Source organism: Fredinandcohnia onubensis (assembly GCF_002734215.1).
Classification (GTDB): Bacteria; Bacillota; Bacilli; order Bacillales; family Bacillaceae_L; genus Ferdinandcohnia; species Ferdinandcohnia onubensis.
This window is the reverse complement of sequence record NZ_NSEB01000018.1, coordinates 23417-35223: the sequence shown is the minus strand read 5'-3', so window position 1 is coordinate 35223 and position 11807 is coordinate 23417. Positions and strand designations below refer to the sequence as shown.

The window sequence follows — 11807 nt, the reverse complement described above, 5'->3', positions numbered from 1 at the left end:
AGATAAGGAGTATTCTAGGTGAAAAGAAAAAGAAAAGTAACCACTCTATTTATATCGATAACTCTGTTCATCCTTCTACTTCTATTGTTTCCTACTTGGACACCTAAGATAGATGGGGAAAACAGCATTGCTATATTAGAGAGCATAGAAATAAACGGAACAGAACTTGAAGTAATGATAAGAGGTGTAGACCGAAACAATCCAATTATCATTTTCGTACACGGTGGACCGGGGTGCTCTGAAATACCTTATGTGAGAAAGTATCAAGATTTACTCGAAGAGCATTTTACGATTGTTCATTATGACCAAAGAGGGAGTGGAAAATCATATCGATTCTTTGAGGATTATTCTACTATTTCCTCGGATCAACATGTTGAGGATCTATTGGCTTTAACAGACTTTGTAAGAGATGAATTTTCTCAAGAAAAGGTTCTATTGATTGGTCATTCTTTCGGTACCTATATAGGGATGAAGGCTCCAGATAAAGTTCCTGATAAATATGCTGCTTATATCGGGATTGGTCAAGTTTCAAATTATATGAATAGTGAAGTAGATAGTCTCAACTATACAATGAGTGAAGCAAATAAAGCTGGAAATCAAAAGGATGTAGATAAACTCAAGCTTCTTGAAGATTCTATTAAAATTGGAAGCACATACCCCAAGAGATATGGTTCGGAAGTATGGCGGGGCATCGCGGTTAATTAACGATAATATGGATTATTACATAGGATTTCTAACAAATCCCGAATACAATTTACTAGATGTTATTCGTTATATAAAAGGGATTTCAGCCACGCAAGGGATATTACTCGCTGAAGAAAAGGAGAATGATATTACAACAATCGTTAACAGCTTAGAAATCCCTTTGTATGTTGTTATGGGAAAATATGATTATATGACATCTGCGAAATCAGCAAAAGCATATTTTGATAGCGTAAATGCTCCTATTAAGGACTTTATCGTCTTTGAAAAATCTGCACATTATCCACAATTTGAAGAAAAAATTGTTTTTGAAGATTGGCTAGTTAAAACTTGGAAAAGCTTAGAGAAATAGGAAAGAAAATAAAAACAGAACGATTAAGTAAAAAGGTGAAAGGAAGATTGTTATGGTTTATATCGCACTTCTTCGTGGAATCAATGTGGGGGGAAACAATAAAATTGACATGAAGGTGCTTAAACAAACCTTTGAACGAGTCGGGATGAAGGATGTGGTGACCTACATCAATACGGGTAATATTATTTTTTCATCTGATGACCAATCAAAAACGGAGCTATCACGTATTTTGGAAGAAGCAATCCATGATGATTTCGGATTACGAATTAAAGTAGTCGTTCGAAGTATCGATGATGTCAGAGGAATCATTCACGCAATTCCTGACACATGGAAAAATGACAAAGACATGAAAAGTGATGTCATGTTTTTATCGGATGAAATTGATGATGAAACTGTACTTGAGAGTCTGGTTATCAAACCAACGATTGACACGGTGAAATATGTCCCAGGTGCGATTCTATGGTCCATTGAAAAGAAAAATGCAAACAAAAGTGGCATGTCAAAGATCATTGGAACAAAGATCTACAAGCAAGTTACTGTAAGAAATGTCAACACGGCTCGTAAAATATATGAACTCATGGAAGCTCAAAACAGATAGACAGCCGATTAAATCATTCAATTAATTTTTATGATTTTGGCAAGGTGAATCGGCAGGTAAGTTAAAGAATGGGTATTATAATATAAGTTGAATTATAATTAGTAAATAGATACAACAAAAAGGAGTAGATACATAATGGAAAAGGTCACACCATTTTTAATGTTTCAAGATGGCAAAGCAGAAGAAGCAATGAATTTTTATACGTCTTTGATTGAGGATTCGTCAATTACCAGTATTGTTCGATATGGTGCCAATGAAAGTGGGGATGAAGGAACTGTGATGCAAGCAACCTTCACTTTAAAAGGTCAAGAAGTTATGTGCATCGACAGTAATATCAAACATCAGTTTTCCTTCACACCTTCGTTCTCACTATTTGTTACTTGTAGTACGGAAGAAGAACTTGATAATCTTTATCAGAAATTGAACGAAGGCGGACAAGCACTTATGCCACTAGGAGATTATGGTTTCAGTAAGAAATTTGGCTGGTTAAATGACCGTTTTGGAGTTTCGTGGCAACTAAATCTACCTAAGTAGTAAGTATCTAATACCGTCTTCATAACAATAAAAAACATAATTTAAAACCAACAGGTGCGTTGATCCTAGAAGGATTAAGGCACCTTTTTTTAGGCAGTCGCTTTATTTATGAGCACGAAAATTGTATGTGGATTTGGAATATTATGTTAATATTAACTATGGGCTGTGAAGAAAAACAAATAATAAAAGGGGACCAATAGATGAATATTTTTGTTATGCTACCCGTAATTATTTCAATGATAGGTTTATATTTCATTACAATAGGATTGTGGGAATTAAGAGAAGGTGTAAATAGAAAGAAATATGTGACATATATGTTTACTGGTTTAGTTCTACTTTTATTCGTTGCAACATTATTTCCCTCACTTTTGATGATGTTTTTAAACTAACGAAACAGGTGAATTCTACTTGAGCCTCTGGATAAAACAAGCAATCATGCCCGATTGTCGCTTGAGGCAGGTGAAGGGGTAACGCAAGCGTCCGAATCGTGTCCGATTCCCAGAAGAGGAAGGTAAAAAGGAAACGAATAGAATCATAGAATCATGGCCGATGTATGTTCAATAGAAAAGGAGGAATTAAACCATGAAAATTGGACTGATAGGTGATAGTTTAACCGAAGGACGTCCTGGAGTATCTTTTGTTGAGATTTTAAAAGAAAACTATCCAAGTATTTCTTTTGATAATCTTGGCAAACCAGGGGAAACAGTTAAAAGTTTGCATGCCCGTATAACCAAAACAAAATTAGTAACAAACTATGATCTTATTTTCCTTTGGATTGGAGTCAATGATGTATATTCCAAATTGTTGAAAGTCCAAGCACAGCCTGTTGCAAAGGATCCCGAAGAATTTAGGGAGTATTATAACAAAGTTTTAGATATGGTTATGGCGTCTACTAAACAAGTAGTTACGGTCTCGCCAGCTTTAGTGGGTGAAACTTCACAAAATGATAAAGAAATAAAAAACTTAACTTCCATCATCCAATCCCTCTTAAGTGATCATCCCAATGTAAGTTTCTTAGATATGCATTCCGTATTTGAGAAACACCTTTCTAACGTCACTAGTTCAGATTACCTCAATATCAACGTTATGAGAGTGATGATGGATGTTCTCTTCTATAAAAATTCAGTTAACATCGACCGGTTATCAAAAAAAAGAGGACTTCACTTAACGTTAGACGGCATTCATCTAAATAGTACAGGTGCAGCACTCGTTGCGGCCCAATATTCAATTATGATAGATCAACTATTATTTAACGACGATAATTCCATTAAATAGTATTAGGGGTAACAAAACAATGTCTTTTCCTTAGTAGTATTAAAATAATTGTATAAGAGAAACGTGTTTGAGATAGATACCCGTAATGGACTATATTGTTTGAGCTACAAAAGCATGTATCGTGGTTTTAGTTATTAAGGGCGGGTTAGTGGAAATGGTTTTGGATTATTAAAATGAAATGAGGCGAAGTGATTGGGGAATAAAAAGGGTTTATTACTGCTTTTTTCAGTAGTGATTATGAGTTTTAGTATTATAGTAGCATCTAAGTTCATCTCAGAGGCTATTAATAATGTAGGGCATGGTATTTTAGTATCAAATACAACTACCCCTTCAAATGGAAATTATGAGTTACTTGTGAACGATGGTTGGGTGTACTTAATTGATACAAACAGTGGTCAAGTCTGGAAAAAGGCAGACAATGATGATCCAGAATCTAAATGGGAAGAAGTGAGGCATTTTACCGAATAAAACTTACAATAAATTATCTAAAAGCAAATCGCCTAGGTTAATGAAAAGCTTCTTTTTTTAGTGATTAACTACAGACTTCCTCCCAAGTTACGGTGAGTAATAGATAAAATCGAATAAGATAGATCTGGTAAATAATCAATTATTATATAACAAAACCAAGGGAAGGTTTTGAATGACTGTACTTACATTGCTTAAAAAGGAGAAGGTGGTTTGATGGAATCGACAGATAAATTTACAGACAAAGCTGAGATATATGCAAAATATCGTCCCAGTTACCCTCTTGAATATATTGAATATTTAATTTCTGAAGCCGGTCTAAATGAGGAAAGTATGATTGCAGATATTGGATCGGGTACTGGAATTATAAGTAGGCAGCTACTTGGTAGGGGATACACTGTAATTGGAGTGGAACCCAATGATGACATGAGAAAAGTGGCAGAACAAACGTTAAAGCCTGATTCCCGTTTTATTTCGGTCAAGGCCACAGCTGAAAACACAACTTTAAATGATAATAGTGTAGATTTAGTGACAGTCGCACAAGCATTTCACTGGTTCCACTTTTGAGCAGTTCAGATTGGAATGTCAGCGGGTTTTGAAAGAGGGTGCTAAAGTGGCCCTTGTTTGGAATAGCCGTGATGGGTCAAGTGATATAAACAAGGAAAGTGCTGATGTTTGCGAAAAGTATTGTCCGAATTTTAAAGGATTTAGCGGTGGTATGGAGGAAGCTCCGATTGCCTTTCATGAATATTATAAAGATGGGAAGTATGATCTTAACTACTTTCGCAATGACTTGCACATTACTTTAGAAGGATTTCTGGGCAGGTACTTATCTGCGTCCTATTCTCCAAAGAAGTCTGACAAAGAGTATGATCCCTTCATTACGGCATTAACAGAACTATTTGAAAAATATAGCAACAACGGTACCATCATTATGCCAAATATAACAAGAAGCTATTTGGGTAAGGTGTAACTATTAAGAACTAATTGTAAGATGATTACTAACAGCAGTTGAAATTTGATTTTCACTCTAAGTTCAATAAAGAACAACTCACCTGTGCTACCTCAGAAAAGAGAATTGCCTAGTAAAATAGTAAGCAGTTCTCCTTTGGAGTATCCCCTTAGTCAAGCAACTATATATGACGGACAATTTCTTTCATAATGTGTCCTTCTGCCTTTAAAAACTTTAATTTTTTCAGAAGGTTATAAAAGTTGATTACTAGAATATATAAAAATAATATAACAAAAACGAGACTTTAGTAGTAGGGTGGATGACTCCGCTTAATTTTTGGCTGTCATTTAGATGCAGTCGCCTTTTTATGGGAAAGAGAAAAGATAAACTTAAGATCAGTTCAAACAAAATAGAACTATGGAGGTATGTAGGTGAAAGCTGCTATATACAAAACTTTTGGTTCCCCTGAAGTTATGGGTATAAATGATGTCGAACAGCCATCTATCAAGGAGCAAGATAGGGTGTTGATTCGTGTACACAGTGCTTCTGTTAATACTTTAGACTATTTATACCGAAAGGGTTATTATCCTACAAGGATAGATAATGGACTATTAAAACCCAAAAACCACATACTCGGCATAGATGTTGCGGGTACGATTGAGGCAGTTGGTGATAGTGTTCGTAAATTTAAGGTGGGTGATCATGTTTTTGGGAGTTGCTTCGGTTCTCATTCTGAATATGTCTCTCCACGTGAAAGTTTACTTAGTCATATGCCAAAAAACATAACTTTTGAAGAAGCAGCTGCTATACCGTGTGCTGCCCAAACTGCTTTACAAGCATTGCGGGATGTAGCAAAGGTAAAGCAAGGACAAAGAGTCTTAATATATGGAGCATCTGGCGGAGTAGGGCATTTTGCTGTTCAACTTGCGAAATATTTTGGGGCTGAGGTCACAGCTGTTTGCAGTACATCCAATCTTGATTGGGTTAAAGATCTTAGGGCTGATTATGTTCTTGATTATACCAAGGAAGATTTCACGAAAAATGGAAAGAAGTACGATGTTATTCTGGATGCAGTTGGAAAGCGAACATATTTCAGTTGCATGAACTCTTTAACCGAGAAAGGGATTTATATTACGGAACACTTATTTTCCCCTAGATATCAACCCCTTCAATTGATGATTGGTTCAATAATAGGTCGCAAACAAGCAAAAACTCATTTTACGAAACCAAACGATAAAGATTTGGAATTCTTAAGTGATCTTGTGGAGGAAGAAAAATTAAAACCTGTAATTGAAAAATGTTTTCCTTTGGAACAGATTGTTGAGGCACACCGGCACATTGAAAGTGGACGTACAAAGGGGAAGATTGTTCTTAGGGTCAAATAGGATATATAAACATAGGGGAAAAGCAGAAAGGGAGATTTTTATGTACAATGTATTATATTTATACCCAGTCCTGAAACATAAAAAGGATAGATTTATAGAGATTAACAAAATGGCAGCTCTTATTTATAAGGAATATGGTGCTATTGAAGATGAGACGTTCCAGAGCACTTTTATAGATGCTAACTATGGTTGTAAAGGGATGGAGGCATCGGTAGAATTGCATGAAAATGAAACGTTGATGTGCTCAGTTTCTACATTTACTAATAAACATCATCACGAAATAGTTATGGAAAAAGTTGATTCGGATAAGCGAATTGAAGAATTATATAATGAAATGATTCAAGTTATAGATATGAGCCGAGTTGTTCGTGGTGAATTTGAGAAGGTTTAATATAAATAAAAATATTTTTCTTACAAAGGCAGAAGCAGTGGCACCTCCTTTTTTTAAAAAATTTATAAATCTTAATTTATCAGACACTGACGGGAAGGAATGACTTCTGAGGAGAAACAAATACTAAACTTATACTTTTTGTAAAAGGGAGTGCTATTCTTGCGAGCGGTTATCATAAATGAATATGGTAGTAAAGATGTGTTAGTAGAGCAGGAGCTACCGAAACCAGAAATAAAAGTAAACCAAGTACTTGTTGAGGTTTATGCAACCTCCATTAATCCAATTGATTGGAAGCTTCGTGCGGGCTATTTGAAGGGAATGCTTGATTGGACATTCCCTATAATCCTTGGCTGGGATGTGGCTGGTAAGATAGTTGAAATTGGAGATGAAGTGAAGAATTTTCAGGTCGGGGATGAAGTTTTTTCGCGACCGGATACAACCCCCAGAGGTACATATGCGGAATTTACAATAGTGGATGAAGAATTACTTGCCAAAAAGCCTAGTAACTTAACATTTGAAGAAGCTGCCTCTATTCCATTAGCCGGCCTAACCGCTTGGCAGTGTTTAGTGGATAAAACAAAAGTCAAGCAAGGAGATAAAGTACTCATACACGCAGGAGCTGGTGGTGTAGGTAGTTTGGCCATTCAAATGGCAAAACATCTAGGTGCCTATGTTGCTACAACAGCGAGTGAGAAAAATGAAGCATATGTAAAAAATCTCGGTGCGGATGAATTCATTAATTACCGTGCACAACAATTTGAAGAAGTATTAAGTGATTATGATGTGGTCATTGATACAATGGGTGGCGATATTTTAACTAAAAGCTTCAAAATATTAAAACCTGGTGGCAGATTAGTAACGATTGCCGGACAACCCGATCCAGTATTAATAGAAAAGCATCAAGTAACAGCAAGCTCCTATTGGTTAACGTCAAATGGTAAACAACTAGGTGAATTAGGCGAATTACTCGAGAAAGGAATACTTAAACCTCAAGTGGGTAGTGTATTTGGTTTTTCAGCAGAAGAGCTACAAAAAGCACATGAGTTAAGTGAAACCAATCATGCCAAAGGGAAAATTGTAATTAAAGTTAAATAATTGGTGGACAGTACAAGCTATTTCATTAGAAAAAGAATATTTAACTTTCAGGTGCGTTGATCCAACAAGGATTAATGCACTTTTTTGTAGAAGTAATTATACTAACGAAGGAGTTTAGTGAATAAAGATGAAACAAATTATAGAGTGAAAATATTGTTGTTTTATAATCAAGAACATTAAGATGTAGGACAATGGTAGAGGGGTGATTTATTGAATGCTTTAAAACTGATTGAAACATTTAAAAGCGATCTACAAAACTATTCACTTGAGCAACTAAGATATATATCGGCTACAGGGGTTTGGTCCATTGGTCAAATGTACGACCATGTGATTCTAGTTGCCATTGAGTACCTTGACAATGTGGAAGTTTGTGCTAAATCAAAGGAAGAGCAAAAGCTTGGAAAAACGGATTTTGGTGAGGAAGTATATAAAATTGGAGGGTTCCCACCAATTAAAATCAAGTTACCGGACGAGCTAAATACTCCACCAAGCAATTCAGATAGTAAAGAAGACCTTATGAGTAGGTTAGATCAGGTAATGCAGAGGTTGAGGCAATGGGAATCTAGAGTAGATGCTATTAATCCCAATTACAAAGTTAAACATGAAGGTTTTGGCTGGCTGAACGCAAGGGAGTGGTTCGAGCTTGTGGGTATGCATTTTCGCCATCACTTACGTCAGAAGTGTGAACTAGAAATAAAAGTTATTAATTTATAAGTTTTACCTACTTACAAAACTAGAAAAATTAATAGAAACTATAGTGTCTTCAACAATGGGAGTGAATTACTTTAATAAAACGCCGTATCCAACAAAAGGGACAGATGAGTGAAGAAGGATTATATTGAGTAGTTGAAGAAAATAAGTTAGTAGATCGCTTAGTTGATTAGTTTAAGAAGTGAGGGTAAATATAATGAATTTACGCATTGAACAGTATGTTGCTATTCTACTATTAATATCATTTGGATCGTTCTTCATTTTGGCATCATTGATTGGAGGAACAAATGAGCCATATCGAGATTTATTACTTACATTTGCGGTGGTTCACTTTGTTATGTGGAAGCTAATAACTATAAGTAAGAACGAAGAGAAAAAAGACAAATAAATTAATGGAGCAATTTGCGAATAAAAAAGAAGATGAACCCTACATATTTGTAGTAGAGTTCATCTTCTTTTTCGTTTGAAGGGGTATAGTATTTGTGTTTAACATCTTAGATCTTAATATCGATCTTTGCATTTTTCTTTAACTCTTCTACATGCTGAGCGAGTTTTTCTTGCTGTTTTTGCTGTTGAAGAGATTGTTCGATTTGCGGTTTTACTTCTTCAAGCTTTGGAATTTCTTGTCCAGTAGTCTTACCTTGTTCCGCATATTGGTTATACGTTTTTTGAATTTCTTCATCGGTTATTTTACCAGTAGGAATTTCTTTCTCAACGTACTGATTAAGTTTAAGCCCGTCAGCTATTTGAGTTTCGAGAGTTTTCATATCCATGCCGGATTTTTTTAGAGCGGATTCGAATTCTTTTTCTGTTTTAAACTGTTTTTTTACTTCGTCTAGCCGCTTCTTAATATCTGCTTCTGAAACTTTATAGCTTTTTTTATCTGCCTCTTGAAGAAGAAGCGTTTGTCCAACTAAGCTGTCAATGGTTTGTTTTTTCACTTGCTCTGCCGCTTCTTTAGAAGTCGGATCTTGTCCCATCTGCTGCATTTGTCCTTGTATAGATGATAAAATGCCATTATAGTCGCTTCCTAAAATTTTTGTATCATTTACGATGGCAACCGTTTTCTTTTCATCTATTTGCTGTGCTTCTAATTTCTTTTGCATTTCTTCCATTTGCTGTTGCGGTTCCGTTTCCTCTGTTTTTGTTTTATCATTATTTTTAGCTTCTGTACGTTCTTCATTTCCTCCACAGGCTGCTAATACAACAACCATTAGACCGGTTATTAATGTAAACATCAATTTTTTCATACTCAATCTCCTTCCTAAAGCTACAAGAATCATTTTTTATTAAAAATCATCTTGTCCGCCATTATAAAGTTAATCGTACGAAAAAGAAACCTATGTACTTTTTTTTAATATTTATAACAGGATTGAAACATTTGGTAATGAATCATTAAATCCTGTAATAATAAACATTTTGAAATGAATAATTGTAAATATCTTGAAGAAGGGGATGTCTGCATTTACGAGGGGCATTGAAAGTTTTAATGGGATTCTTAAATATCATGATGTAAAATGTAATTAATGGAAAATTTGTGAAATAAAAGGGTGTGACTTATGAGAAAAAAACGAATCATTTACTTTACTTTAGCTATTATTCTATTTTTTCTAATTCTACCATTATCAAAACCCTCACCAGAGACTTTTAATAAGTGGTTAGCGAGCAAATACGATACAGAATGTGTTGGAGATCGTTGTCTGTACGAAAATTCGAAGGAAAAAGTCGTTCATAGAACGATAGACGATTATTTTTTTATAAATAAGATGGGCGTTATCCTTGAAGATGAAGCAGGTACGAGAACATTAATTGAAGGTATAGGGATTTGTGGAACCTTTCTTCCCTTTACATTTAATCCAGGATATAGTCCGGTAGTAGATATTTACAAATATTAAACGATAACGAGGTAGGAGTTAGAATTATCCTTAAAGAACCTAATAGTATAGCAACAAGGGGGATTAAATTGGGCTCGAGAATTATGCACCTGGTTATTGCGAATAGAATTGCGGATAACCTATCGATAAAAGATAAAACATCATTTCTATTAGGAGGCATTGAAGCGGATGCAGTTTCACCTAAAGACTTATCTCATTTTTACAAAGGTGATGTAAATAACTATTCTCGCTATATTGACTACAAAGAATTCATACATAAATATAGCTCAAATATAGATTCGCACTTTATACAGGGTTACTATACTCACTTAATTGCTGATGATATTTGGCTAAAAGGCTTTTATTTGCCATGGTTAAAAAACAGAATGGAGGCAGATAAAAGCATTTTTAATCAGTATCACAACGATTTTCGATTATTAAATGGAAGATTATTAGATTACAATGGCTACACTCAACAATTAAGTGCTGCAATTAGTAAAAATGGTACTATCATTGAAACGGAAGAAGTAAAATTCGACGACATAAAAAAACTTGTCCCCTATGTAATAGGTTATATGGATTATGGTAGGGAAGAACTTGAGCAGCCGCTAGCAGTGTTTACACTTGAACAGATTATTGGTTATATTGAGACTTCCGTTGATTAGGGTTTAATTTGCATTAAATCTTTAAATCGATAAGATTGGATGTCAAAATTGTTTTTTTGAATTTAACTTAAAAAAGGTAAATTTCTTAGCGGAAGTAGTGGATGTGATCTCGCTTTTGGGGAAAACATGAAAAGGTCATAGCATAAGTAGCCTATAAGACGTGGGTTTTGGATAAAACAGGAAAAAATAATACTCGTAGTAATCTTCAAGTTCTGGAAAAGGTGAGGATGAATTTCTTTATTCATTCCGCCCGATCGGGACAGATAGTTTAAGTAGAGCAGGGGGAATAATGATGGAAATTAAAGTGCTACAACCCAAAGATGCAGTAATTTATAGAGAGATAAGATTAGACGCATTAAAAGCAAACCCTGAAGCTTTTAGTTCCAGTTATGAAGAGGAAAAGGAATATTCTCTTGAAAGTTTTAAAAACCGATTGAATATTGAACATATCTTTACATTTGGAGCTTTTGTTGAAAACAAACTTGTCGGGGTTGTCACTTTACTAGTAGAAACAAAAATCAAAACTAAACATCGAGCAAACATTGTCGCTATGTATGTGTATCCAGAGAATCGTAAATTTGGAATTGGTAAACAATTAATGACTGCAGCTATTTCAAAAGCTCAAGAAATAAAAGAGGTTGAACAAGTTTATTTAACAGTAACTTCAAGTAATGAACCTGCAAAAAATCTATATCATTCTTTAGGATTTAGAACCTATGGTATTGATAAAAACGGATTAAGAGTTGAAGATAAATATTTTGACGATGAACTAATGGTTTTAGTTTTATAAATCTAATTCAACTAATGC

At 34.8% G+C, this 11807-nt stretch carries 14 protein-coding genes and 2 pseudogenes; 15 read left to right on the top strand and 1 reads right to left on the bottom strand.

Annotation, left to right across the window (positions count from 1 at the left end):
- The first annotated feature begins 174 nt into the window (after positions 1-174).
- The 12 genes and pseudogenes from CKK03_RS19570 to CKK03_RS19515 all read left to right on the top strand — a co-directional run bounded on the left by CKK03_RS19570 (position 175) and on the right by CKK03_RS19515 (position 8848).
- Positions 175-1054 (top strand): annotated as a pseudogene (locus tag CKK03_RS19570) (alpha/beta fold hydrolase).
- A 52-nt stretch (positions 1055-1106) separates the two neighbouring features.
- On the top strand, positions 1107-1652 hold the full coding sequence (locus CKK03_RS19565; RefSeq protein WP_099364199.1) for a DUF1697 domain-containing protein: 546 nt from the start codon (positions 1107-1109) through the stop codon (positions 1650-1652).
- A 135-nt stretch (positions 1653-1787) separates the two neighbouring features.
- Complete coding sequence (locus CKK03_RS19560) at positions 1788-2186, top strand: VOC family protein (protein WP_099364198.1); 399 nt, start codon at positions 1788-1790, stop codon at positions 2184-2186.
- Between the two features lie 200 nt (positions 2187-2386).
- A complete protein-coding gene (locus tag CKK03_RS19555; RefSeq protein ID WP_099364197.1) occupies positions 2387-2575 on the top strand; it encodes a hypothetical protein in 189 nt (62 codons plus the stop codon).
- 193 nt (positions 2576-2768) lie between these two features.
- Complete coding sequence (locus CKK03_RS19550) at positions 2769-3461, top strand: SGNH/GDSL hydrolase family protein (RefSeq protein ID WP_099364196.1); 693 nt, start codon at positions 2769-2771, stop codon at positions 3459-3461.
- Positions 3462-3653: 192 nt separating this feature from the next.
- Positions 3654-3929 (top strand): hypothetical protein, encoded by a 276-nt coding sequence (locus tag CKK03_RS19545; RefSeq protein WP_099364195.1) that lies wholly within the window; start codon positions 3654-3656, stop codon positions 3927-3929.
- A gap of 213 nt (positions 3930-4142) precedes the next feature.
- A pseudogene (locus tag CKK03_RS19540) lies at positions 4143-4899 on the top strand (class I SAM-dependent methyltransferase).
- A 410-nt stretch (positions 4900-5309) separates the two neighbouring features.
- Entirely contained in the window at positions 5310-6263 is a 954-nt protein-coding gene (locus CKK03_RS19535; RefSeq protein WP_099364194.1) for an NAD(P)-dependent alcohol dehydrogenase, read from the top strand.
- Between the two features lie 40 nt (positions 6264-6303).
- Positions 6304-6654, top strand: a complete 351-nt coding sequence (locus CKK03_RS19530; RefSeq protein ID WP_099364193.1) for a DUF1428 family protein — start codon at positions 6304-6306, stop codon at positions 6652-6654.
- 159 nt (positions 6655-6813) lie between these two features.
- Entirely contained in the window at positions 6814-7749 is a 936-nt protein-coding gene (locus CKK03_RS19525; RefSeq protein WP_099364192.1) for an NADP-dependent oxidoreductase, read from the top strand.
- A gap of 210 nt (positions 7750-7959) precedes the next feature.
- Positions 7960-8463: a DinB family protein gene (locus tag CKK03_RS19520; RefSeq protein ID WP_099364191.1), complete on the top strand. Its 504-nt coding sequence runs from the start codon at positions 7960-7962 to the stop codon at positions 8461-8463.
- Positions 8464-8656: 193 nt separating this feature from the next.
- A complete protein-coding gene (locus tag CKK03_RS19515; RefSeq protein ID WP_099364190.1) occupies positions 8657-8848 on the top strand; it encodes a hypothetical protein in 192 nt (63 codons plus the stop codon).
- Positions 8849-8954: 106 nt separating this feature from the next.
- On the opposite strand, the gene CKK03_RS19510 is transcribed toward CKK03_RS19515, so the two are convergent.
- Positions 8955-9710, bottom strand: a complete 756-nt coding sequence (locus tag CKK03_RS19510) for a SurA N-terminal domain-containing protein (RefSeq protein WP_099364189.1) — start codon at positions 9708-9710, stop codon at positions 8955-8957.
- A gap of 309 nt (positions 9711-10019) precedes the next feature.
- On the opposite strand from CKK03_RS19510, the gene CKK03_RS19505 reads away from it, so the two are divergent.
- The 3 genes from CKK03_RS19505 (at position 10020) to CKK03_RS19495 (ending at position 11789) form a co-directional block, all read left to right on the top strand.
- Positions 10020-10355, top strand: a complete 336-nt coding sequence (locus CKK03_RS19505; protein WP_099364188.1) for a hypothetical protein — start codon at positions 10020-10022, stop codon at positions 10353-10355.
- 68 nt (positions 10356-10423) lie between these two features.
- Positions 10424-10999: a hydrolase gene (locus CKK03_RS19500; RefSeq protein WP_099364187.1), complete on the top strand. Its 576-nt coding sequence runs from the start codon at positions 10424-10426 to the stop codon at positions 10997-10999.
- 292 nt (positions 11000-11291) lie between these two features.
- Positions 11292-11789 (top strand): GNAT family N-acetyltransferase, encoded by a 498-nt coding sequence (locus tag CKK03_RS19495; protein WP_099364186.1) that lies wholly within the window; start codon positions 11292-11294, stop codon positions 11787-11789.
- The last annotated feature ends 18 nt before the right edge of the window (positions 11790-11807 follow it).